This window comes from Pontibacter rugosus (assembly GCF_042678745.1).
Taxonomy (GTDB): Bacteria; Bacteroidota; Bacteroidia; order Cytophagales; family Hymenobacteraceae; genus Pontibacter; species Pontibacter rugosus.
This window is the reverse complement of the sequence record NZ_JBHTLD010000008.1, coordinates 15,467-37,466: the sequence shown is the minus strand read 5'-3', so window position 1 is coordinate 37,466 and position 22,000 is coordinate 15,467. Positions and strand designations below refer to the sequence as shown.

The following is a 22,000-nucleotide window of genomic DNA, read 5'->3' as shown; positions in this document are numbered from 1 at the left end:
AAGTATAATTAACACTATACGCAACTTAGGTATATTTAAGTTTTTTAATATTAAATAGGAGACTCCGGAGCTGATTTACAGGGGTAAATTACCGCAGTTGGTCTTCTTATTTAGAGCGCACATGCCCTAAAAATTCATTGCGATACTGCTCTTGCTCAAAAAGGCCTGAGTACTCAGCTGTAATGGTGCTGCTGCTAACGTCGTTTACGCCTCGGCTCATTACACATAAATGATCAGCCTCAATCAGCACAGCTACGTTATCTGTTTTTAAGGCTTGCTTTAATTCATTCGAGATCTGCATGGTCATGCGCTCCTGTACCTGTGGGCGGCGCGCATAGTAATGCACAATACGGTTAAGTTTAGATAAGCCAATCACATGCTCGTTCGGGATATAAGCCACATGCGCCTTGCCGATAATCGGAACAAAGTGATGCTCGCAGGAAGAGTAAACAGTAATGTCGCGCTCCACCAGCATTTTGTTATACTTGTACTTATTTTCAAAGCGTCTGGCCAGCGGCTTATTATCCGGGTGCAGGCCATGAAAAATCTCCTTCACATACATTTTGGCTACGCGCGCAGGCGTACCTTTCAGGCTATCGTCTGTCAGGTCGAGGCCAAGCGTATGCATAATCTGGTAAAAATGCTTCTCAATGATAGCAATTTTCTCGTTATCAGATAAGTCAAAGGCATCTTTGCGCAAGGGCGTATCCAGTGAACTCATCACATGGTCATCCATGGCTTCTTCGTTCTCCAAGTCGTGGTTATCCATTATATTCCACAAAGTTTCTTTCTGTTTCATACAGTACTACTGCTAATTCGTAATCGGTGCTGATTTGTGCACGAAGCTTATCCCAGATAACTACTGCTATGTTTTCGGCTGTTGGGTTCAGGTTCTTGAACTCCTCTGTATCCAGGTTCAGGTTTTTATGATCAAACTGGCTGATCACTTCCTGCTTTACCAGCTCGCTAAGCTTTTTCATGTCATACACATAGCCTGTGTCAGCATCTACAGCTCCGGTCAGTTTCACAATCAATTCATAGTTGTGGCCATGATAGTTCGGATTGTTGCACAGGCCAAATACAGCCTTGTTCTGCTCATCCGACCAGGCTGCGTTATGTAACCTGTGTGCGGCGTTGAAATGCTCTTTTCGGCAGATGGTTATTCTCATAGAGTGATTCAACAGGTATGGTGGTGCAATTGTTTGGCGTAGGTATAAGCTGCTCAGACTGCGAATGCTACAAGTTTGCAAAGTTACGGTAGTCCTTCCGATTCCCAAACCAATTTTTGGCTAAATTAATTCGGCTCTCTTCTTTCTTTCTCCGCTTGATTCTTTATTTTCGTGAAATTAAACCAGTCTAATAAAGTACAATTGACAAAAGCCGTATGAAAGGATTTTTACTTGCAGCATTCCTGCTGATTGGGAGCCTGTGCCAGGCACAATCAGTGCAGGTAGTGGAGAAGGAACAAGAGGTAAATGGGGTGTTAAGGCGCGGACAGCAGCTTTCGGTACAGCTTGATCCTAAAACAGTAGAAAAGACCTGGAAAGACTATCTGGCTCAGAAAGCAGGCCGTGTAAAATCATCCAAAGGAGTGATGGTAGTAGAGGGAGCCGTGATAGATACAATTTCTCATGCACCGTTCCGTCTTTTATCTACCACAGGCAGCGATGCACAGGGCAGCTACGTGTGGTGGAATCTGGATATGGGTACTGCTTATGTAAGCAAGGATGCAACACCAAATGAGTATGTAGCGGCAGAGAATTTTTTGCGTGGCTTTGCTAAAGTACTTTATCGGAACGATGTGTTCCGCCAGATTAACGAAGCAGAGGCTGTACTAAAAGCAACGAAAAACGAGCAGGACCGTGTGGTGAAGGAGGCGAACAGTATACAGCTAAGTATAGAAAAGAACAAACAGCGTAAACAGGAGCTAGAGGCAGAGTTAGTGCGCAATGCAGATGAGCTGAAAAAACTGGAGCAGGGTGTGCAGTTAAACCTGCAGCAGCAGGAGCTAAGCCGCCAGCGCGTGCAGGATATGGAGAAATCTGTTGACGCTGTTAGAGCAAAGCTGCTGGAGATTAAGTAGTCACAAATATGAAGGTAAAAGAAAGGTCCGCTGCAGCATATGCAGCGGACCTTTCTTTTATATTATTGTAAGAGCCTTCCGCTTTGTGTTACTGTGGCAGTGTTGTTGTTGCCATGCTGCACAATATTGCTTACATGGTTCATTCCATTTTGCTGAGTTTCTGCCCTGTTATAGTCTCCTGTCTGGATAGTTTGGTTATAGTTGTTTCCTAGTTCAAAATAAGCTAATCCTGCCTGAACAGAAGTTGCATAGTTGTTATTACCTGTCTGGTAAATTTCAGAGGAGTTACTTCTACTAGCCTGTTGCTGATAGCCATAGTTATCATCGCCTACTGCTACTGCTGTCGCAGTGTTGCGAAGGGTTCTGGTTTCTTGGTCCTGGATATGAACGTTTCCATTTCCCGTCTGTGCTATAATAGCACTATGCTCTCCATTAAACTGACGTTGATCAGCGGTATTATGGTTACCAATCTGCTCAATAGTAGCATAGTTAGAGGATCCATTCTGCAACTGGTATACATTGTTATTATCCCCATATTGGCTGACTTCAGCAGTATTATAATTGCCTCCGAATTGACGCTGTACGGTTACGTTGTAGTTGCCTTCCTGATAGGCTAGCGCAGCATTATTTGTTTTATTTCCAGTGGGAGATACCTGTGATTGTGTAGCAGAATTACTATTCCCATTCTGTTCAATAATTGCTGAGTTACTGTAAGCATAGTTACCCTGTGTCTGTTTTGCCGAATTATCGTTGCCATTTTGGGCAATACTCGCAGTGTTAGAGACAGCTTGTGCTTCCTGTACCAGTTTAGCAGTATTGTTATTGCCTGTCTGGCTAATGGTTGCAACATTATACTCTGTAGAAGCATTACCGTACTTAGTTTGCTCTAGTAGTGCACTGTTACTTCTGCCTACTTGTTGCACTGTGGCTCGATTGCTGATCCCCTCTTGCAGCACATCCGATTGATTGTTTTGTGCAAATGCTGCTCCTGTTGTCAGCATACATGCGGATACTAGTAAAATAGGTGCTTTCATAAACTGTAAACTAAGGTTGATGTGAATAATACACAGTATTACTTAGAACCTAGTGTAATGTTGCACTTTTGGTGTTTATACTTGCATATAACTAGTAAAGGGGGTAAACACAAGCTACAGTTTAGCTATACAGCAGGATGGGTGTTTAAGAGCATAATAATTCCATCATAAAAAAAGACCAAAGCTTCTGCCTTGACCTCTTCTTAAATTTAACTGTTTTTCTCAGCTGCTGGCTATAGCTTCATCCAGCGCTGTACTTCTTTCTCGGCAAATTTTTCATCCCGCCAGCCTACAAAGCGTGTTCCAGCCGACTTATGAAAGTTGCTGAACCAAATTTGAAGTATGGCTTTGGCCGGTGCATATTCCTTGCTGAAAGAGGCATAGGTGGTGGCATCAAGTTGGCGCTCGCTGGGTCGCGCTGGCACCGCCACTACAATGTGGCGCAGTTCACCGGCATTCTCGAGTTGCATCAGGGCAATAGGAATTACCTCTGCGGTTGTGCCAGACTCCAGGCGCTCGGAGAGCACCAGCACTTCCAAGCCGCTCCCGTCTTTGTTAATCTCTGTGGATGGAATAAAGCCTAAGTTGGCTGGGTAGGGTAGGAACCCTACCTTGCGAGCTTGCCCTGCTTCCTTATCGGCTACAAATTCTTTTTTCTCTTTGTCATACACCAACTTGAGCGTATTGCCTGCCGGAGTTTCAATAATAGCCTGTAGCTGCCTGTTGCCGCTGTAGGTTGGCAGCTCTGTATAATCTGTTTGGCATGAGGAGAAGAGCAGGGGCAGGAGTAAAAGTAAGAGGTAAGTATAGCTTTTCATTTGCTTTGTTGCTTTTGATGTTATACTTAATGATGTCTGTTTTATCTTGATAGTGAGCTTGTTTTGACAAATACGAAAGTAAAGGTACAAAAAAAGGAGCCAACGCATTGGCTCCTTTTTTTGTACTAAAAATATGGAAAACTTATGAAAACAGGTATCCTTATCTTCTTTCTTTGATACGAGCGGCTTTGCCTTGTAAACCTCTCAGGTAGTACAGTCTAGCTCTTCTTACCTTACCTCTTCTTACCAGCTCGATTTTCTCGATAGATGGAGAAAGAAGCGGGAAGATACGCTCTAAGCCGATTTGGTTAGATACTTTTCTTACAGTGAAAGTTTCACCGTTTGTGTTCACGTTCTTACGCTGAATCACAACGCCTTGGAACTGCTGAACACGCTCCTTGTTACCCTCACGGATTTTCACGTGTATGTTTACTGTATCGCCAGCTTGGAAAGCCGGAAAAGAGGCGCGTTTGTCAGCAGAATCCTGCTCGATAAATTTAATTAGTTCGCTCATGATGGCTATGTTCTTAAAGTATCTCCTTCAAATTTCGGACTGCAAAGATATGTAAATATTTATTACATAGGAACCTTTACAGAAAAAAAGTATAAAATTAACTACCACTTATGTAGCATGTTAGGCAAAGTGGCTTTTATTATGGTGCTCCAGCCCAGGCCGGAATTCTTTACTCGTCTAAAAGATCAGGCCTGCGCTGCCTTGTGCGTTCTACTGCCTGTTCAAAACGCCATGCCTCAATCTTCGGTGTGTCGCCTGACATTAGGATGTCCGGTACTTTCAGGCCTTTGTATTCAGCAGGCCTTGTATATACCGGTGGTGCCAGCAAGCCGTCCTGAAAAGAATCTGTGAGTGCCGATGATTCATCGTTTAGTACGCCCGGTATAATCCGGATAATGGCATCTGCCAATACCGCAGCTCCCAGTTCACCGCCCGAAAGCACATAGTCTCCGATGCTGATTTCGTGTGTTATAAAATGCTGCCGTACGCGCTCATCCACGCCTTTGTAATGGCCGCAAAGTATAATCACATTCTGCAGGAGCGAGAACTTGTTCGCAATCGTCTGGTTCAGCGTTTTGCCATCAGGGGTCATGTAGATGATAGCGTCATACGCGCGCTCAGCCTGCAAGGCAGAGATGCACTTATCGATCGGCTCCATCATCATCACCATACCAGCGCCACCACCAAAAGCGTAGTCATCAATCTGGCCATACTTGTTCACGGCATACTTGCGCAGGTCATGCAGGTGGATTTCCACCAGCCCTTTCTGCTGTGCGCGTTTTACAATGGAATGGCTAAAGGGACTTTCCAGCAGATCTGGCTGGCAACTGATAATATCAAAACGCATTACTACTGTTCCTCCTCCTCGGCATCATCCAGATCGTCGGCTTCGTTCGGGTTAGATGGTTGTGTGTATACTTCCAACAATCCCTCTGGCATATTCACGTGCAGTATTTTTGCCTCGTGGTCAGCCCGTACAAAAACCTCGTCGATTACCGGCACCAGCATTTCCTGATCCAGGTAATCCATTACCATCAGCTGTTGTTGTGGCAGGTCGTAAAACTCTTTCACAATACCTAAAGGGCCATGCTGTGCATCCACTACCTGATAGCCGATTACTGCATGAAAGTAGAACTGTCCTTCTTCGAGTTCTGGAAGCTCGTTGAGTGGGAGGTACACAGACGTATTACGCAGCGTCTCAGCCTGTTCGATAGACTTGAAGTCTTCAAACTTGATGATGAAGCGGCCTTTGTTCTGCGGCTCGATAGACTCTATAAAAAAAGGAATCAGTCTTCCCTTTTGCTCCAGGAAAACTGATTCCAAATCTTCATAATCTTCAGGAAAGTCTACGTCAAAGAACGCAACTACCTGCCCCTTGGTACCATGGGTTTTGACGATATAGCCTAATAGAAAGCAGTCATCAATATGCATGGCACCCGGAAATTATGCTTGCTCTTCAGTAGACGCGTCACCTTCAGCTGGGGCTTCAGTAGCCTCTTCTGCAGGAGCAGGAGCGTTAGCTGCAGCCTTCTCAGCCTCACGCTGACGGATAGCCTCAGCACGAGCTTCTTTAACTTTAGTTTCAGCTTCAAGAGCAGCTTTACGCTTCGCATCTTTGTCAGAGCCAACTTGCTGGCGCTTCGCTTCAACTTTCGCTTCTTTTGTTTCTTTCCACTCGTTAAAACGCTGATCTGCAACTTCTTGCGTTACAGCGCCTTTGTTCACACCAATTTGAAGGTGTTTTCTGAACAGGATGCCACGGTAAGAAAGCATTGCTTTAACAGTATCGGTTGGCTGTGCACCATTCATAACCCACTGGAACGCTTTGTCTTCGTTGAAGTCGATAGACGCAGGGTTTGTGTTAGGGTTGTATGTGCCCAATTTCTCGATAAACTTACCATCACGTGGTGATCTAGCGTCGGCTACTACGATATCGTAGATAGCTGCTTTCTTGCGGCCTCTGCGGGCCAGTCTGATTTTTACTGCCATTTTCTAAATGAGTTTTAAAAGTCGGCGGATCTCGTCCACCAGTTTAGAACCGCAAAGGTATAAATTTTTTATGATAATCTACAGTAGATGCCGAAATAATAAGTGTCTGAATGTCAATATAAAGTATAGCCATAAAAAAAGCCCTCCGTAGTAGGAGGGCTTTGCTATTTTAGGCAGCAACCTTAGCTCTTTTTTCAGCCTTTGCTTTTACAGGCTTCAGCTTAATGATGCTCAGCTTGTTTAAAGTCCAGATAACTGGCCAGGTTGGATCAACCTCCCACCACTTCACGCCGAAGTTTACACGGTTTGGCAATTTGTGGTGATTGTTCTGGAACAATTCACCGCCAGTCAGGAAATCAAAGAAAAGCGAATTTCTTGATTTGTCATTGTTATCGAAGTTTTGATAGCCATACTTATGTCCGCTCCAGTTTACAATGGCTCCGTGTACAGGGCCCATCAGGAAGTGGAAAGGCAACAGCAGGAACATCCACCATTGTGTAGCGAAGGCGATGTAGAAAAGTACATAAGCCACCCCCCAGCTAATGCGGGAGTAATAGGAATCACCAAGCTTCTCCAGTGCAGGCCATACTGGGTAGTCGCCATCAAAGCGGCGCTCCGGCTCCACACGGTTCTTGTGCACATTGTTGTAAATCTCCTTTGTCTTCCACATCATCGTGAAAGCATTGTTAGAGAAGTGCGGCGAATGCGGATCTTTCTCAGTGTCAGAGAAAGCGTGGTGCATGCGGTGCAGGATAGCATAGGCACGTGGCGACAGGAACGAAGATCCTTGCGCTACATACGTTAGCAGATAAAATGCTTTTTCCCAGAAAGGGTTCATTGTGAACATTTTGTGGGCTGAATAGCGGTGCAGGTAAAATGTCTGTACAAAAAGTGACAGGTACCAGTGCACTAAAAAAAAGATGAGTATGGCCATTAACTTATCAGGTAAAAATTGATTTTGATTTCTTGTGTGGCAGGCTGAATGCCATAACTATGCCACCTATTTTTGCAAAGCTACGACACGATTTTTTAGTAAAATAGAGATGCGGGCGTAAAAGTTCAGAAAATGACGAAAATCATTCTTTTGCTATGTAACAGGGTCAGCAGCAGTTTATAGGGGAGGCTTCCTAGGTTTAAAGGTAATTTACCTAAACGGGGCCCAGGCAGCTGTGGCTGGAGCTGGAGCGCTCACTGATACAGGTTTTTTTAAGGTAGGATGCTCAAATTGAAGCTGGCGTGCGTGTAAGGCTATGCTTTTGTCGGGTAAAGGCTGCGCTGCGCCATACTTTAGATCTCCTAAAATAGGGCAGCGCATAGATGAAAGCTGCACCCGTATCTGGTGTGATCTTCCTGTTATAGGGTTTACCTCTAGCAAGTGCCCCTCTTTTTGTGAACGGAGTAGCTTATAATGTAGTTCTGAACGAGCGCCAGCTGGGTTCTCTTTGGCATAGGCCTTTGTTACATTACGAGAGGTGTCTTTTACAAGCCAATGTATTAATGTGCCTTGTTCTTGCTGCGGTCGATTTTGCACAACAGCCCAGTACGTTTTCTGCGTCTTTTTGCTTCTGAAGAGCTCATTAAGCCGGGAGAGCGCTTTAGATGTTTTGGCCATCAATACTACACCGCTAACAGGCCTGTCGAGGCGATGTACTACACCTATAAATACGTTACCGGGTTTGTTATACTTTACCCTAATGTACTCCTTTGCTAAATCAGCAAGTGTTATATCGCCAGTCTCATCGCCATGCACCAGTAAGCCTGCCGGCTTGTTTACTACCAGCACATGGTTATCCTCAAACAGAACATCTAGCATTAAATTAGAAATTATGAATTAGAAATTATAAATGATGAATTGATTAGAACAGAAGGCGCAGGCTTTGTTTTTCACCCATTCCTAATTATTAATCCGTCATTCATAATTGTTACTAGTAGGCTTCTTTCTCGTTCGGAAAGTCTTTACTTTTTACATCCTGCACATAATGCTGCACGGCTTCTGTCATGATAGTGTGCAAGTCAGCATAGCGGCGCAGGAAGCGAGGCTTAAACTCTTTGTTAATGCCAAGCATGTCGTGTACTACCAATACCTGACCGTCTACGTGAGGGCCGGCGCCTATGCCTATAATAGGGATGGCAAGAGTATCGGCTACCCGCTTGGCAAGTTCTGATGGGATCTTCTCCAGCACAATGGCAAAGCAACCCAATTCTTGAAGTAGCAAAGCATCATCGATTAGCTTTTGTGCCTCTTCCTCTTCTTTAGCCCGTACGGAGTAGGTGCCAAACTTATAGATAGACTGCGGGGTAAGGCCCAGGTGGCCCATTACCGGCACGCCAGCACTTAGGATACGGGTAATAGATTCTTTTATTTCAGCGCCTCCTTCCAATTTTACACCATGTGCACCGGACTCTTTCATGATGCGGATTGTAGATCGCAAAGCCTCTGATGAGTTGCCCTGGTAAGAGCCGAAAGGCAAATCTACCACGACAAAGGCACGTTGTACACCTCTTATAACAGATGAGGCATGGTAAATCATCTGGTCAAGCGTAATCGGCAGTGTTGTTTCATGGCCAGCCATCACGTTAGAGGCGGAGTCGCCTACCAGCAGCACATCTACACCGGCAGCATCCAGAATAGTGGCCATAGAGAAATCATAGGCTGTAAGCATAGAGATTTTCTCGCCACGCTCTTTCATGTTCTGCAGCTGGTGTGTAGTAACTTTCTTTATATCGTTTTTATGTACAGACATAGCTCAAGTGTGTGTTCAGGCGTAAAGCTATAAAATCTGAAACAAAAACAGCCACATTTTGCTGTGGCTGTTTTTGTATTTAGTATGAGAAAGTATTGTTTTTACTTCGTTTTGTAAGTTTTAGATCCTGCAGTAGCGCCGATCTGGCATTTATGGTAAGGTTATACCCTCTCTGGAAACCAAATGGCCTCCACCCAATGCTCATGTCCCAGCAGTGCAGGTCGCGGTGTATCTGGAAGTTAGCGTTAGAGATGTTGGTTCTAACAAAGTCATACCCCACCATGTATTGCACTTTCCACTTTTCCGTAATATTCAGCGAGCCCTGCATGTCAACTGTGTGGGTTAGGTTAGACCTGCCGTTTACTCCAAAACTGCGATCTGTTCTTAAGGAGTAGCCGACTGATAGTGTCCACGGAATTTTAAAATCGACATACTCTGGTACCAACGGGTCCTGGTCTCGGGAAAGCGCTGGCAGGTTTGTTGGTGTTGATGTTTCAGTTCGGAACGTTTCGGGGCTAAGACTGGCTGAGAGTGTAATACTGGCATTCGTCATTCTTGCCAGCTTTAATTCCTTCAGGTTAAAATAATAGTCGTCCACGGCCCTTCCGGTAAGGCTGTCTGCCTTGTAGGGGTCAAATGTTGAATTGATGTTCAGGGTAATAATCTTAAATAAATTAGTGTTTAAATTTATACTTATAGGGGCCAGCTTCAGGGAGTCTTTTGCAAAATCATAAGAAGACCTGATAGATAAGGCGTCAATGATGCTGACTTTCTCAAACTGGTTGCCGGTGGAGTCATTCTGCGACTTCACTTTCATTTCTATACTGTTATCTATACCAAAACTAAGCGCAGAGCTTAGGCCTGTACCTGGTAGCCCAGTCCTGAACCGACCCAGCTGACGATAATTAGGTAGGTTTGTCCGGGTGTCTGCTCCAACTAGCGTGCGCTGGTAAAACCCGAATCGAGGATCTGCAAAGTCAGGGCGGTAACTATAAGAAATACTTGGCCTAACCAGGTGACGGATAGCCTCTACTCGCTTTCCTTTAACATTTACAATTCCGTAAATAGTTGTGTTCAAGCTTGCACCTGCACTATATTGATAGATACGTCCGAAACCAGTCGTGTCGATATCTACGCGTTGTGAGTCAGGGTTAAACCGGAACGAGTACTTTTCATCTAACCAGGTTTCGCTGTAGTTAACATTTGGGGTAAAGGTTAGGTAGCGTAAAATTTTGTAGTTACCTAAGCCAATATTGAATGTATGGACTGCTGATTTCTGTCCGCTTTCCCAAAGGTTTTGAAGGTTATTGAAGTTCAAATCAATGGTATCAGCCGGGCTGGTTTCCAAAAGAGGAAAGTCAGAGCCTGTGCGTGCAGGAACGACATTCGATATCCTGTTGGATGCATTCAGGTTATAAGAAACAGTGAAGTTTTCATACCATTTGTTAGTAGCAGGAGCATCTGTGAAAAGCTCAGCCAAAGACACCTGCGACATGCTGAAGTTTACGTCCGGTAGCACAAAGTTCATGCTTCCTGTAGTTGTAGACTGGCCATGGCTTGCTTTTATAGTATAGCTAAACGGCGAGTTTGGTATTGTTTTCTGGTAAGAGATACTGGAGTTGAGCGTAGGCGCCAGGTACTGTGCCGTTCCGTTGTAGTTAAGGCGGTTGTGCAATTGGCTTTGGGCGTTTACACTTGCGGAAAAGGCTCCTCTTCCAGGTTTGGTTACAGGCGTATGGTTCCAGCGTATGCCGAATGTGCGGGTCGTTCGCGAGAACTGAGAATTTAAAGGAACATCTGTAGATCTTACACCGGTGGCTGCTGCAACATTGGCTTCTTCTCCCTTAAAGTAAGTATACCCAAGCTCAAAGCCACCCCGGTAGGCATAGCGCTTGAAATAACTCGTGCTGGAGCTTAAGTTATAGCCTCCCAACGAAAAAATGTCTCCCGTTAACCTGGTGCCCATGTAATCGTTCCATGCAAAGTAATAGCCTCCGTTTCTCAGGTAAAACCCTCTCAGGTTTTCTTCGCCATAACTTGGGATGATGACCCCGGAAGAGCGCTTGCTTTTAGGGGTAGGGAATAGCCCGAATAAAAATCCAACAGGTGTTGGTATATCGCCAATCACCAGGTTAAAGGGCCCTGACATGACTTTATCATTTGGAATAGCCTTTATCCTGGGCGCGCTAATATAGAAGTGCGGGTGCTCTAAGTTGCAGGTAGTATACTTGTTATGAAACCCGTAAAACTCATTATCCTGATTTCTTTTTACAACCTCAGAGTGTATGTATCCTTCACCCTGCTGCGTTACTACTTCAGATATTCGGCCTTTCCTGGTCTTGTAGTTATAGGCAATTCGTTTGGCGGCATAGTTCTGGTCGCCCTGTTTAAACATGGGTGTGCCTGTCTCTTTACCGGTAGAGTCTGGGAGGGTAGTTGCCGTAAGTGTGTTGGTTTCGTAGTTTATCTCAATATAAGCAGCATCCAGGTTCATGTCGCCGTACACAATTTTGGCGTCGCCGTACAAATGCACGATTCTGCTGTTTACTTCAAACAAAATAGAGTCTCTGGCAGAATATTTGATAGTCGTTGCGATGTCGCCTTTAGGTGCGGCAAGGCTAAGGGAGTCTTGCCCGGCAACAGCGGCTGTGTCTTGCGTTACAGCGGTAGGAACGGGTACCCCCTGGCCAGCCACCAGCGTAGGAAAGAGGATGCTGAGTTGCAGCAGAAAGAAGAGGATTAAAAAGTGGCGCAAATCTTCAGAGTTCCCTAAAAGTTTACTTAATTTGTACAAAGTTATTGTTTTAGCTTTTAACTAACGAGCGTTGTGAAAAATATTGTTACTGTTTCTGTTCTGGTTTTTGTTTTTTTACTGTGCTCCTCCAATACACTTGAATTTAAAAAGGAATACAAGCTGCGCACAGTTGTTATTGATGCCGGCCACGGAGGGAAGGATGTAGGTTGTAATGGCAAAGTTTCTCATGAAGCTGATGTTGCCCTTAATTTGGCGCTGCAGGTTGGTGCGCTCATAGAGCAAAACGTGCCTGGCGTAAAGGTAGTATATACCCGCAAAACAGATCACTTCGTCGAGCTGATTGACCGGGCAGGCATCGCGAACAAAAATAACGCTGACCTCTTTATCTCTATCCACCTAAACTCTGGCCCAGCTACTGCTTACGGTACCGAAACGTATACAATGGGGTTGCATACGTCTAATGGAAACCTGCAGGTTGCCAAACGAGAGAATGCTGTAATTCTTCAGGAAGATAATTATGAGGCAAACTATAACGGTTTTGACCCGAATTCTCCGCAGAGCCACATTTTATTTGCACTTCACCAAAGTGCTTATATAGATAATAGCCTTCGGTTTGCTGAAAAAATTGAGCGTGAATTCAGCACAAAGGCCGGCAGAAAAAGCCGTGGTGTGAAGCAGGCGGGCTTTTTAGTGCTATGGAAGTCTTACATGCCGAGTGTTCTGATAGAGTGTGGCTTCCTGACAAACCCAACAGAAGAAAAATTTCTTAACGATAAAACCGGCCAGTCGTATATTGCATCAGGTATATATCGGGCCTTCAAAGAGTATAAGCAAGAGCTCGAAGCCATGAACTAATTCAGCTAAGCAAAACTCCTACGTGAAAATATCAAAAGAAATTAAAGTTGCGTTACTAGGCATTGTCGCAATCGTCATATTATACTTCGGCTTCATGTTCTTGAAAGGGTCAGATCTTTTTTCTGATTCGAACACATACTATGTCGTGTATGATAACGTGGATGGACTTGTAGCCTCCAATCCTGTTATTTTAAATGGTGTGCAGGTCGGTTCAGTGCAAACAGTTAAACTGCTGACTGACCAAAATAACCAGATAAGGGTAGAGATAGGGGTGCTAAAGGGTATAGAAGTAGGAGATTCTACTATCGCAGCTATTGGCAACTCAGATTTATTAGGTAGCAAAGCCATTACCTTATACCTAGGAAAAAATACAACCCTATATGATGGCGGTGAAAAGCTCATTGCTTACAAATCAAGCAGCATCACTGATATTATCTCTACTAAAACAGTACCGATCATCGACAAGGTGGATACGACACTGGCCCGTGTAAACCGCTTGCTCGATGGAGATGCCAAAGACAACCTGCAGCACATCCTCGCCAATACCGAAGCTACTACAGAGGCTATCAACAAAATACTTCGCTCTAACCAGGAAAACATCAGCCAGATAACCAGTAATATCAGCTCACTCACATCCTCGCTCCGCGAAACGCAGCGCCACATCAACCACCTGGCGCAGAACATGGCTGAAATAACGGATACACTAAAGCAGGCAGAGATAAACCAGCTGGTACGAAACGCAAACCAGGCTGTAATGGAACTGGAATCTGCCGCCACAAAGCTTAACTCAGGACAGGGATCTATTGGCAAATTGATGAACGATGAGCAGTTGTACGAAAACTTAAACCGTTCTTCTGCTGCTTTAGACCTGCTGCTCCGCGATATCCAGGCTTACCCGAAGCGTTATGTCAGCTTCTCCGTGTTTGGCCGCAAAGACAAGTATAAAGTGGATGAAACAGGCCGGGTAATAACACTGGATGAGGTGAAGGAAATGCAGGAAGCCAATCCGCAGGAATTCCGTACAGTACCGGATACGGTATATGTACCTGTTCCAGAGAGGAATACCATACAAGGTGCTGCTCTTACGCCTGTTAGAAAAGACAGCGTAAAATCTAACTAAGCTGCAATGTTAAAAATTGTATATTTGTAAAGTCCGCTTGAAAGAGCGGATTTTCGCATTTTTATACCACCCTAAAACTAATCAAACTAGCTTGCATGGACATCGAATTCAACAAAAACGAAGACGCACTGAAGCAGCTAATTTTTCAGCTGAAGAACAAACTAAAAAAGGTACACCTCGGTGGCGGTGAAAAGCGCATTGAGAAAGAGCACCAGAAAGGTAAAATGACCGCCCGCGAGCGCATCGAATACCTGCTGGACGAAGGCACTGACTTTCTGGAAGTAGGCGCCTTTGCCGGAGAAGGCATGTATGAAGAGGTTGGCGGCTGCCCAAGCGGTGGCGTAGTTACTGGTATAGGTTATATCAAAGGCCGCCAATGCGTGGTAGTAGCCAACGATGCCACTGTAAAAGCCGGTGCTTGGTTCCCTATCACAGCCAAGAAAAACCTGCGTGCGCAGGAAATCTCTATTGAGAACAAACTGCCTATCGTATACCTGGTAGACAGTGCTGGCGTATTTCTTCCGATGCAGGATGAAATCTTCCCGGATAAAGAACACTTTGGCCGTATGTTCCGCAACAACGCGGTAATGAGCTCCATGGGCATCGTGCAGATTGCCGCTATCATGGGCAGCTGCGTGGCTGGTGGTGCCTACCTGCCGATTATGAGCGACGAGGCGCTGATTGTAGAAGGTACAGGTTCGGTTTTTTTGGCAGGCTCATACCTGGTGAAATCCGCTATCGGTGAAAGCATAGATAACGAGACTCTTGGCGGGGCAACCACCCATTCCGAGATATCGGGCGTGACGGACTATAAGTGTAAAGACGATAAAGAGGCACTGGACCATATCCGCAACATCTTTGATAAGATGGGCGATAACCCCAAAGCCGGTTTTAACCGTGTAGCGCCTGCTGCGCCAAAACTAGAAGAAAAAGAAATCTACGGCCTACTGCCATCTGACCGTGTTAAACCATACGATATGATGGATATCATACTTCGCATGGTTGATAATTCAGAGTTTGAACCCTATAAAGACCTTTACGGACAAACGCTTATCTGCGGATTGGCCCGTATAGATGGTTGGTCAGTAGGTATTGTAGCCAATCAGCGCAAGATTGTAAAGAGTAAAAAAGGCGAAATGCAGATGGGCGGCGTAATTTATTCCGACTCTGCTGACAAAGCTGCTCGCTTTATCATGAACTGTAATCAGAAGAAAATTCCGCTGGTGTTCTTACAGGATGTTTCCGGTTTTATGGTGGGCAGCAAGTCAGAGCATGGCGGCATTATCAAAGATGGTGCTAAAATGGTGAGTGCCATGTCTAACTCTGTGGTGCCTAAGTTTACTATACTTGTAGGCAACAGCTACGGGGCAGGAAACTACGCCATGTGCGGCAAAGCCTACGACCCGCGCCTGATCTACTCCTGGCCTACAGCGCAACTGGCGGTAATGAGTGGTGCGGCGGCTGCTAAAACCTTGCTTCAGATTCAGGTGTCATCACTCAAAGCAAAAGGAGAGGAAATCACACCAGAGGCAGAGCAGGAGCTGCTGGAGCGCATAACCAACAAGTATAACGAAGAGCTTTCGCCATACTATGCGGCCGCACGCCTGTGGGTAGACGGCATCATTGATCCGCTGGAAACTCGTAAGGTAATCTCTATGGGCATCGAGGCTGCAAACCACGCTCCCATCGAAAAGCCTTACAATGTAGGAGTGATTCAAACGTGAGATAAATTCAAAATTGTGAATTAGAAATTAGAAATGAGGGTTTATTTAAGAAAAGCTAAAAAGCTTTGGATTCCCAAACATGCTAATTTCTAATTTTGAATTTCTAATTACCGAAGTATAGTGACAAAGAACGAAATAAAGGCGCTTATCTCGCTGCTGGATGACAGCGACAGCGAAGTTGCGTCGCATGTGGAGAAGCAGATTGTGCATTTAGGCGAAGGTATCATTCCATTTCTGGAAGAAGAGTGGGAGGAAACGCTGAACGCCGATCTGCAAAAGAAAATCGAGGACCTGATTCATAACCTGCAATTCGGAGGGCTGCTGCACCGCATGAAAGCCTGGAAAGAAAATGGTGCCGAAAACCTACTGGAGGGGATGTGGCTGGTAAACTCCTATTTATACCCGGATGTGGAGTTTGCTACGATCAACAAAACAATAGACCAGCTATACTTTGATGCCTGGACGCAGATGAAGGAGGAGATGCATCCCTATGATCAGGTAAAGGCTTTGAATAATGTGCTGTTCCGGGAAAAGCGTTTTTCTGCTAACACCAAAAACTTTCATTCTCCGGCAAACTCTATGCTGCACCTGGTGCTGGAGAGCAAGCGAGGAAACCCGCTCACTTTGTGCGTGCTTTACATGACGCTGGCGCAGCGCCTGGATATGCCGGTATTTGGTGTAAACCTGCCCAACCTGTTTATACTTACCTATAAGCTGGACGGCATGCAGTTTTACATTAACGTGTACAACAAAGGTCTTATCCTGAGCAAAGCAGACATAGACAATTACATCCTGCAGCTAGACCTGAACCCGATGGATATTTTCTATGAGCCGTGTTCTAACCTCGAGATTGTGAAGCGGGCGTTGCGTAACCTTGCCTTTTCGTTCGAAAAAATGGATGATCCTGAAAAAGCTACAGAGGTGATGAAACTGCTGGCAAGTATAACAGATGAAGATCCGGTAATCTAGGATTCAGCAAAATATAAAAGGGAAGGGCCACTACAACTTGTAGTGGCCCTTCCCTTTTATATTTTATTTATACTTAGTATTTCTTGATCAAGCAGCCGGTAGCACGTTTATCTGGCGTAGAAACCGCTCTGCTGGCCAATACTTCATCAATCACATTCTTAAGGTACTGATTTTTTACATCACTTGCCACCTGCGGGTTATCGTCTATGGCACCTTTATACTTTAAGATAAACTCTCCGTTATTATTATGCAGCACAAATACTTCAGGTGTTTTTGTGGCACCAAACTGGGTGCTTATTTTCTGTCCCTGGTCTGATAGGTAAGGGCTATACTTCTTTGTGCCCATTTCTTGCAGGGTCTCGCCTGCATCGCCAGCACCAGAGTTGATATAAACGAACTGAACACCTTTGCTATCGTAGGTACTGGCCAGTGTTACCAAGCGGTTTTCGTACAATTTAGCATATGGGCACTGGTTGTTGGTAAACACCAGTACAACGGTCTTCGCATTTGTAAAATTACTAAGAGAGGTTGTTTGGTTATTTACGCCCTGCAAAGTAAAATCAGCGACCTTATCGCCTAGCTGATATCCGCCAGACTGTGCAAAAGAACTCAGCGAGAGCAAAACGGCTGTGGCAAGAGAGGCTAGGTGTTTCATATCTATAAGTGGTTTATTTGTACTATACTTGAGCAGATTGCTTATCAATGCAGTATGTTAATACGTGGCTGTGCAGCGTTTCGTGGTGAATATGGTACAATTTAGAAAAATTTTCTGTTTGTACGCGCCCTTGCAAAATATTTGCTTCATCCAGTGGAGCCACAGACAGGTTTTCTTTGAAAATAAGCTGCTTTCGACTATACATTTTATACAAAGTTTCTTTGGCGCTCCAGTACAGGCAGGTCTCCCGTTCATCAGCCAGGGTATAGTTTTTCTCCTGATCCGTCAGAAACTTTTCCTGAACGCGTAATGCCTTCGGAGATATTAATTCAATATCTATGCCAACCTCATACGTGTCAGAAAGTATAACAGCGGCCAAGGCAGGCGAGTGTGAGATAGAAACATGAAAACGGGAGTCGGAGAAGTACGGCCTGCCGTGCTGGTTACGCAAAAGCTGCAGCGGAAGCGGTGTTAAATCCTCCAGTAGCTTATATGCCAGTACCCGGCTTGCCAGCCACTCCCGCTGCCTTCTCGGGTGTACTTGTGCCAGCCGCTCATCTACGTTTGCATGAGGCGGCAAGGCCTTTAGCAGGTCCTCCAGGGGTTCTTCTAACCGCCAGATACCAAGTACGGTGTTTGAGTTAATTTGCTTTGAGTGTAGCAGAGGCATAGGCAATATTGTGTAAGCGTTTCGGTTTTACAAGTACAGACATCAGCTGTTACCTGTAATTGTTGTAAATTTAGCTGATTTTTAACAGAGACTAAGAGCAGCAGCCAGTATGGCCATAAAAGTACAAGTAGAGAAGATTACCACCTTAACCGGCCACCGCGATTGTGTTTATACGTTAGAACGCGCTGGCGATACTAACATTTTTTACTCTGCAGGCGGAGACGGCATGGTGGTGGCCTGGAACCTGGACGCGCCAGAGAACGGAGAGCTGATGGCGCGGGTAACTACCTCGGTATACGCCTTGCGCTACCTGCCGCAACGCAATTTGCTGCTGCTGGGCCAGAATCAGGAAGGCCTGCAGGTAATAGATCTGGCAAACAAGCAGATACTAAAGTCAGTGGCATTGCCAAAAGTAGCCATATTCGACATCCTGCATGTACCAGCAGCGCAAGGGAAGGTGTTTGTGGCAATGGGCAATGGTGCCGTATGTGTGCTGGATGGAGAAACATTCGAGCTTCAGACCATCATCCGGAATTCAGACCAAAGTGCTCGCTGCCTGGCCTATAATCAGAAAACAAACGAGCTGGCGGTAGGGTACAGCGACAACAGTATCAGAGTGTATCATGTGGACACGCTGGAGCTGAAGTATGAGCTGAAGTCACACACAAACTCTGTGTTTACGGTAGTATACTCACCAGATGGGAGCCTGCTTTTGAGCGGTGGGCGTGATGCGCACCTGCGGGTGTGGGAAGTATGGGAGCAGTACAAGGAGCGAGGCTATGTAATTGCGCATATGTATACCATCAACCACATCACGTATAGCCCCGATGGCCGTCGCTTTGCCACCTGCAGCATGGATAAATCTATTAAAGTATGGGATGCAGAAACTTTTAAACTGCTGAAAGTGATAGACAAAGTACGCAATGCCAGCCACGGCACCTCGGTAAATAAATTATTTTGGTCGGCTCATCATAATCAGTTAGTTTCGTGTAGTGATGACCGCACCATTTCAGTTTGGGATATTAATTAAGGTTTTGTTATGAAGATTACACCATTAGAGATCAGGCAGAAAACGTTTGAGAAGGCATTTAGAGGACTAGATAAGGATGAGGTAAACGCGTTTTTGCTTACGCTCTCGCAGCAATGGGAAAAGTTGCAGGACGAGAACAAGGATCTGCGCATGAAACTGGACGCCTCGCACCGCGAGACGCAGAAGCTGCGCGAAGTGGAATCATCACTCTACAAAACCCTTAAAACAGCTGAAGATACCGGTAACAGCATCATGGAGCAGGCCAAGAAATCGGCTGAACTGCAGGCGCGTGAGTCGGAGCTGAAAGCGGATGAACTGATGAACCAGGCCCGCAACGAAGCACGCCAGATGCTGGAAGATGCCAAGAAGCAGGCGGAGCGTGTAGTGCTGGAAATGCAGGAGCAGGTAAAGGCCCTGGATCAGGATTGCCAGCGCATGGAAAGCTACCTGGATAGCCTGGTGCGTGACCTGCGCCACCTGGCCAACGAGGCCATGGAGAAAGTAGAGAAGGCGAACGCAAAACCAAAAGCGGCAACACACAGTATTCTTTCAAGGGCAGCCAACATCGAAGTTGAAAACACAGAGCTGCTGAAAAACTTGAAAGACATGAACACGAACGTAGAAAATAAAACCATACAACTAGCAGAGACAACAGCATCTAACGCTCCTGTCGCTGTGATGCAGGCAAGCGAAAATAGCTATACTCCACTTGGAGATCCTGCGCCGGATGTAACGCAGCCGCAGCCAGAGGTACCACAGCCGGTAACGCCGGTGCCAAATGTGCCTTCGCCTGAGATTGAGCAGCCAGCGCCGGATTACCCGGGCCGTGTGCCTGCGCCAGACATTGAGCAACCGATTCCGGATGTGCAGCCTGTAACACCACAGCAGCCAGAGATTCAGCCTCCGCTTACAGAGCCATCACGAAATAATTATGCAGCCGCAGCCGCTTATAACGGTAATACTGCTAAGCAAGGCACAGGTTCTTTCTTCGACGAGATAGGTTAAGGAGGCATGGGGCAGATTACGCTGGAGGGCATGGAATTTTTTGCCTTCCACGGCTACTACGACGAGGAGCAGAAGATAGGCAACAAGTATGGCATCGATTTAATTATTGATACAGACCTGCAACGCGCTGCTGCTACTGATAAACTAGAAGAGACCGTGAACTATGAGGTGCTGTATGCGCTGGTGCTGGAAGAAATGAAAATGCCTGCCCGCCTGCTGGAGCACCTCGGCCACCGTATCATTGACAAAGTATACGACAAGTTTCCGTTCGTACAGTCGGTGAAGGTGCATGTATATAAATTCAACCCTCCGCTGGGCGGCATCTGCAAGTGGGCAAAAGTTACCCTGGAGGAAGCAAGATAAAATCTTACTTATTGATTCGTAAAGCAGCTGGTTCTGGAAACAGAGCCAGCTGCTTTTAGTTTAGGGCGGCTATACTTCAAAAGCCTGCTTTCTCGTCCAGCTCTTTGTACAGCTGTTCCTGTAGCTGCCCAAATTCTTCTCTGCTGTAAGTATGGGCAATGGAGTTGTTGCCCAGGCGGTAAATATAATCACAGGTAGAGGTGAGGGTTTCGAAGATGTGCGAGGTGAGCAGAATGGTTTTGCTTGGTTTGATGTCGGCTATGATTCGCTTTACAAGCCATATACTTTCCAGGTCCAGGCCGTTAAACGGTTCATCGAGCAGGAGCACCGGCTTGTCCTGCAGCAGTACACCCAGCAGCGCCAGCTTCTTCTTCATCCCTGTTGAGTACCCTTCTATCAAATTGTCTAGAGGTAGCTTAAATAGATCGTTCCATACTTCATACGTTGCGCTGCTGCTGCAGAAAAGCCGCAGGTACTCTTGCCCCGTTATGTTGCTGTAGAAAAAGTTTGTTGTCTCCAGGTAAGAGATATTCTTTTTGGTAAGTTTATCGCCTTGGTACAGTATCTCACCAGTAGCGGGTTTTATAAAGCCAAAAAGCGTGTTGAGTAAGGTGGTTTTGCCCGTGCCGTTTAACCCAACGATGCCGTGTACTTTGCCTGCTTCAAAAGTAGTCGTCAAATTATCCAGCACAACCTGCCGGTTATAAGACACGCGGAGGTTATGAACTGAAATCATGCAGAAAAGGGGTGAGGCGGTTAATTGCTTTTTTATAGTTGCGGATGCTGCTCACCAATGGGAAAAGCAGCAGGAATGGCAGCAGCGGGCTTGCTAGGTTTAATGCGTTGAGGAGCGAAGCGGCAGAAGATACTTTTTCGTTTGGCTCATAGTGTGCATATTTCAGCAGCACCGCGCTCATCAGCACTAACAAAAACATAGTATAAGCAGCCAGGGCAAGTATAAAATGCGTTGGTTGTAATGCCAGGTGCAGGAGCAGCAACGGGAGCGTTAGCACGATGTACTGGAGCAGGTGCAGCTTAATCTTATACTTCAGAAACAGATGGGGGCTTTTCTCTGGCAGCAACAGCAAGTTGTATGGTTCACATTCCTGCAGAAAAGTGCTCACGATCAAAAGCAGTAGCCACAGCATCAAGAGCGTTACATAGGGCAGAGGGGCCAAGGCTATACCTAAGGTATAAATCAGGAGAAAAGGCAGGAGGTTCTGCCGCATGCCAGCTTTCCACTCAAAGTTCTGGTGATGGATGAAAGGGTAAGCCCTTGTTTTAACTTTCGGAAGGCTGCTAACGTGAAGGTAGGAAACGACCAGTAGCAACATTTCTAAAGAAAGAATCAGAAGCCCTTGCCCCGAAAACAGAAGCAGCAGGTGGAAGGGTAGCAGCAGTATACTATACTCTGCCCAAAATACAAGCTGGTGCCGTGCGGCCAGGTGCTGCATAAATTTTTTATCAGCGCGGGAAGTATGAAGCAGCAGTATAACAACTACAGCGCCTGCTACTGCGGCCATGGCAAAGGAAACCTCCTGCAATTTCTGGAACAACCACCAGGAGAGAAAGGCTGCCGTAGCAAGTAGTACAGGCACATGATACCAACTAAGGCCTTGCAAAGTCCGAATCAGCTGTTTGCTTCTGATGCTGAATAATGCCTGTAGGAGCT

Annotated in this window: 24 protein-coding genes; 8 read left to right on the top strand and 16 right to left on the bottom strand. The window is 45.8% G+C overall.

The genetic code is table 11. The features are described 5' to 3' along the window. Window positions 1–106: 106 nt before the first annotated feature. Window positions 107–799 carry a GTP cyclohydrolase I FolE gene (gene folE / locus ACFQ2O_RS02040; RefSeq protein WP_377522503.1) on the bottom strand — a complete coding sequence of 231 codons (693 nt, stop codon included), beginning with the start codon at window positions 797–799 and terminating at the stop codon, window positions 107–109. Continuing rightward, window positions 762–1,169, bottom strand: a complete 408-nt coding sequence (locus ACFQ2O_RS02035) for a 6-pyruvoyl trahydropterin synthase family protein (protein WP_377522502.1) — start codon at window positions 1,167–1,169, stop codon at window positions 762–764. The genes folE and ACFQ2O_RS02035 overlap by 38 nt, the downstream gene beginning before the upstream one ends. 215 nt (window positions 1,170–1,384) lie before the next feature. On the opposite strand from ACFQ2O_RS02035, the gene ACFQ2O_RS02030 reads away from it, so the two are divergent. Next, the gene (locus tag ACFQ2O_RS02030; protein WP_377522501.1) at window positions 1,385–2,083 is read left to right on the top strand and encodes a DNA repair ATPase; all 699 of its coding nucleotides are present in this window, start codon (window positions 1,385–1,387) and stop codon (window positions 2,081–2,083) included. 62 nt (window positions 2,084–2,145) lie between these two features. Here ACFQ2O_RS02030 and ACFQ2O_RS02025 read toward each other — a convergent pair whose 3' ends face one another. From ACFQ2O_RS02025 to ACFQ2O_RS01980, 10 genes are all read right to left on the bottom strand, one after another. Then, window positions 2,146–3,117, bottom strand: a complete 972-nt coding sequence (locus tag ACFQ2O_RS02025; protein ID WP_377522499.1) for a hypothetical protein — start codon at window positions 3,115–3,117, stop codon at window positions 2,146–2,148. A 233-nt stretch (window positions 3,118–3,350) separates the two neighbouring features. After that, entirely contained in the window at window positions 3,351–3,935 is a 585-nt protein-coding gene (locus tag ACFQ2O_RS02020) for an inorganic diphosphatase (protein ID WP_377522498.1), read from the bottom strand. 160 nt (window positions 3,936–4,095) lie between these two features. Beyond that, a complete protein-coding gene (gene rplS / locus ACFQ2O_RS02015; RefSeq protein ID WP_377522497.1) occupies window positions 4,096–4,449 on the bottom strand; it encodes a 50S ribosomal protein L19 in 354 nt (117 codons plus the stop codon). Between the two features lie 169 nt (window positions 4,450–4,618). Beyond that, a complete protein-coding gene (trmD, locus tag ACFQ2O_RS02010; RefSeq protein WP_377522496.1) occupies window positions 4,619–5,296 on the bottom strand; it encodes a tRNA (guanosine(37)-N1)-methyltransferase TrmD in 678 nt (225 codons plus the stop codon). Window positions 5,297–5,298: 2 nt separating this feature from the next. Continuing rightward, window positions 5,299–5,880 carry a ribosome maturation factor RimM gene (rimM, locus tag ACFQ2O_RS02005; RefSeq protein WP_377522495.1) on the bottom strand — a complete coding sequence of 194 codons (582 nt, stop codon included), beginning with the start codon at window positions 5,878–5,880 and terminating at the stop codon, window positions 5,299–5,301. A gap of 12 nt (window positions 5,881–5,892) precedes the next feature. Further along, window positions 5,893–6,438 carry a 30S ribosomal protein S16 gene (locus ACFQ2O_RS02000; RefSeq protein ID WP_377522493.1) on the bottom strand — a complete coding sequence of 182 codons (546 nt, stop codon included), beginning with the start codon at window positions 6,436–6,438 and terminating at the stop codon, window positions 5,893–5,895. A gap of 169 nt (window positions 6,439–6,607) precedes the next feature. Beyond that, window positions 6,608–7,372 carry an acyl-CoA desaturase gene (locus ACFQ2O_RS01995; RefSeq protein ID WP_377522492.1) on the bottom strand — a complete coding sequence of 255 codons (765 nt, stop codon included), beginning with the start codon at window positions 7,370–7,372 and terminating at the stop codon, window positions 6,608–6,610. A gap of 210 nt (window positions 7,373–7,582) precedes the next feature. Continuing rightward, the gene (locus ACFQ2O_RS01990; RefSeq protein ID WP_377522491.1) at window positions 7,583–8,251 is read right to left on the bottom strand and encodes an RluA family pseudouridine synthase; all 669 of its coding nucleotides are present in this window, start codon (window positions 8,249–8,251) and stop codon (window positions 7,583–7,585) included. A gap of 112 nt (window positions 8,252–8,363) precedes the next feature. Further along, window positions 8,364–9,182 carry a 3-methyl-2-oxobutanoate hydroxymethyltransferase gene (gene panB, locus ACFQ2O_RS01985; protein ID WP_377522490.1) on the bottom strand — a complete coding sequence of 273 codons (819 nt, stop codon included), beginning with the start codon at window positions 9,180–9,182 and terminating at the stop codon, window positions 8,364–8,366. A 79-nt stretch (window positions 9,183–9,261) separates the two neighbouring features. Further along, on the bottom strand, window positions 9,262–11,937 hold the full coding sequence (locus ACFQ2O_RS01980; RefSeq protein WP_377522489.1) for a putative LPS assembly protein LptD: 2,676 nt from the start codon (window positions 11,935–11,937) through the stop codon (window positions 9,262–9,264). A gap of 72 nt (window positions 11,938–12,009) precedes the next feature. Between ACFQ2O_RS01980 and ACFQ2O_RS01975 the strand changes: the two genes are divergently transcribed. The 4 genes from ACFQ2O_RS01975 to ACFQ2O_RS01960 all read left to right on the top strand — a co-directional run bounded on the left by ACFQ2O_RS01975 (window position 12,010) and on the right by ACFQ2O_RS01960 (window position 16,605). Beyond that, window positions 12,010–12,792 (top strand): N-acetylmuramoyl-L-alanine amidase family protein, encoded by a 783-nt coding sequence (locus ACFQ2O_RS01975; RefSeq protein WP_377522488.1) that lies wholly within the window; start codon window positions 12,010–12,012, stop codon window positions 12,790–12,792. A 22-nt stretch (window positions 12,793–12,814) separates the two neighbouring features. Beyond that, window positions 12,815–13,912: an MlaD family protein gene (locus ACFQ2O_RS01970; protein WP_377522487.1), complete on the top strand. Its 1,098-nt coding sequence runs from the start codon at window positions 12,815–12,817 to the stop codon at window positions 13,910–13,912. Window positions 13,913–14,007: 95 nt separating this feature from the next. After that, window positions 14,008–15,636: an acyl-CoA carboxylase subunit beta gene (locus tag ACFQ2O_RS01965; RefSeq protein WP_377522486.1), complete on the top strand. Its 1,629-nt coding sequence runs from the start codon at window positions 14,008–14,010 to the stop codon at window positions 15,634–15,636. 120 nt (window positions 15,637–15,756) lie between these two features. Further along, complete coding sequence (locus ACFQ2O_RS01960) at window positions 15,757–16,605, top strand: transglutaminase-like domain-containing protein (RefSeq protein ID WP_377522485.1); 849 nt, start codon at window positions 15,757–15,759, stop codon at window positions 16,603–16,605. Between the two features lie 73 nt (window positions 16,606–16,678). Here ACFQ2O_RS01960 and ACFQ2O_RS01955 read toward each other — a convergent pair whose 3' ends face one another. Then, window positions 16,679–17,260 (bottom strand): thioredoxin family protein, encoded by a 582-nt coding sequence (locus ACFQ2O_RS01955; RefSeq protein ID WP_377522484.1) that lies wholly within the window; start codon window positions 17,258–17,260, stop codon window positions 16,679–16,681. Between the two features lie 22 nt (window positions 17,261–17,282). Continuing rightward, window positions 17,283–17,930 carry a 4'-phosphopantetheinyl transferase superfamily protein gene (locus ACFQ2O_RS01950; protein WP_377522483.1) on the bottom strand — a complete coding sequence of 216 codons (648 nt, stop codon included), beginning with the start codon at window positions 17,928–17,930 and terminating at the stop codon, window positions 17,283–17,285. 109 nt (window positions 17,931–18,039) lie between these two features. Between ACFQ2O_RS01950 and ACFQ2O_RS01945 the strand changes: the two genes are divergently transcribed. Genes ACFQ2O_RS01945 through folB form a run of 3 tightly spaced genes read left to right on the top strand, consistent with a single transcriptional unit; the run spans window position 18,040 to window position 20,328 of the window. Continuing rightward, a complete protein-coding gene (locus tag ACFQ2O_RS01945) occupies window positions 18,040–18,960 on the top strand; it encodes a WD40 repeat domain-containing protein (protein WP_377522482.1) in 921 nt (306 codons plus the stop codon). 9 nt (window positions 18,961–18,969) lie between these two features. Further along, a complete protein-coding gene (locus ACFQ2O_RS01940) occupies window positions 18,970–19,965 on the top strand; it encodes a DivIVA domain-containing protein (protein WP_377522481.1) in 996 nt (331 codons plus the stop codon). A 6-nt stretch (window positions 19,966–19,971) separates the two neighbouring features. Next, window positions 19,972–20,328: a dihydroneopterin aldolase gene (folB, locus tag ACFQ2O_RS01935; protein ID WP_377522480.1), complete on the top strand. Its 357-nt coding sequence runs from the start codon at window positions 19,972–19,974 to the stop codon at window positions 20,326–20,328. 76 nt (window positions 20,329–20,404) lie between these two features. On the opposite strand, the gene ACFQ2O_RS01930 is transcribed toward folB, so the two are convergent. Beyond that, window positions 20,405–21,064, bottom strand: coding sequence for an ABC transporter ATP-binding protein (locus ACFQ2O_RS01930; protein ID WP_377522479.1), 660 nt, complete (start codon window positions 21,062–21,064; stop codon window positions 20,405–20,407). After that, window positions 21,048–21,926, bottom strand: a complete 879-nt coding sequence (locus tag ACFQ2O_RS01925; protein ID WP_377522478.1) for a hypothetical protein — start codon at window positions 21,924–21,926, stop codon at window positions 21,048–21,050. Before ACFQ2O_RS01925 ends, ACFQ2O_RS01930 begins: the two co-directional genes overlap by 17 nt. Window positions 21,927–22,000: the final 74 nt, after the last annotated feature.

Excerpts from the sequence above, each read along its gene's own strand:
- folE (WP_377522503.1), bottom strand. The coding sequence starts at position 799 with ATGAAACAGAAAGAAACTTTGTGGAATATAATGGATAACCACGACTTG.
- ACFQ2O_RS02035 (WP_377522502.1), bottom strand. The coding sequence starts at position 1,169 with ATGAGAATAACCATCTGCCGAAAAGAGCATTTCAACGCCGCACACAGG.
- ACFQ2O_RS02030 (WP_377522501.1), top strand. The coding sequence starts at position 1,385 with ATGAAAGGATTTTTACTTGCAGCATTCCTGCTGATTGGGAGCCTGTGC.
- ACFQ2O_RS02025 (WP_377522499.1), bottom strand. The coding sequence starts at position 3,117 with ATGAAAGCACCTATTTTACTAGTATCCGCATGTATGCTGACAACAGGA.
- ACFQ2O_RS02020 (WP_377522498.1), bottom strand. The coding sequence starts at position 3,935 with ATGAAAAGCTATACTTACCTCTTACTTTTACTCCTGCCCCTGCTCTTC.
- rplS (WP_377522497.1), bottom strand. The coding sequence starts at position 4,449 with ATGAGCGAACTAATTAAATTTATCGAGCAGGATTCTGCTGACAAACGC.
- trmD (WP_377522496.1), bottom strand. The coding sequence starts at position 5,296 with ATGCGTTTTGATATTATCAGTTGCCAGCCAGATCTGCTGGAAAGTCCC.
- rimM (WP_377522495.1), bottom strand. The coding sequence starts at position 5,880 with ATGCATATTGATGACTGCTTTCTATTAGGCTATATCGTCAAAACCCAT.
- ACFQ2O_RS02000 (WP_377522493.1), bottom strand. The coding sequence starts at position 6,438 with ATGGCAGTAAAAATCAGACTGGCCCGCAGAGGCCGCAAGAAAGCAGCT.
- ACFQ2O_RS01995 (WP_377522492.1), bottom strand. The coding sequence starts at position 7,372 with ATGGCCATACTCATCTTTTTTTTAGTGCACTGGTACCTGTCACTTTTT.
- ACFQ2O_RS01990 (WP_377522491.1), bottom strand. The coding sequence starts at position 8,251 with ATGCTAGATGTTCTGTTTGAGGATAACCATGTGCTGGTAGTAAACAAG.
- panB (WP_377522490.1), bottom strand. The coding sequence starts at position 9,182 with ATGTCTGTACATAAAAACGATATAAAGAAAGTTACTACACACCAGCTG.
- ACFQ2O_RS01965 (WP_377522486.1), top strand. The coding sequence starts at position 14,008 with ATGGACATCGAATTCAACAAAAACGAAGACGCACTGAAGCAGCTAATT.
- ACFQ2O_RS01955 (WP_377522484.1), bottom strand. The coding sequence starts at position 17,260 with ATGAAACACCTAGCCTCTCTTGCCACAGCCGTTTTGCTCTCGCTGAGT.
- ACFQ2O_RS01950 (WP_377522483.1), bottom strand. The coding sequence starts at position 17,930 with ATGCCTCTGCTACACTCAAAGCAAATTAACTCAAACACCGTACTTGGT.
- ACFQ2O_RS01945 (WP_377522482.1), top strand. The coding sequence starts at position 18,040 with ATGGCCATAAAAGTACAAGTAGAGAAGATTACCACCTTAACCGGCCAC.
- ACFQ2O_RS01940 (WP_377522481.1), top strand. The coding sequence starts at position 18,970 with ATGAAGATTACACCATTAGAGATCAGGCAGAAAACGTTTGAGAAGGCA.
- folB (WP_377522480.1), top strand. The coding sequence starts at position 19,972 with ATGGGGCAGATTACGCTGGAGGGCATGGAATTTTTTGCCTTCCACGGC.
- ACFQ2O_RS01930 (WP_377522479.1), bottom strand. The coding sequence starts at position 21,064 with ATGATTTCAGTTCATAACCTCCGCGTGTCTTATAACCGGCAGGTTGTG.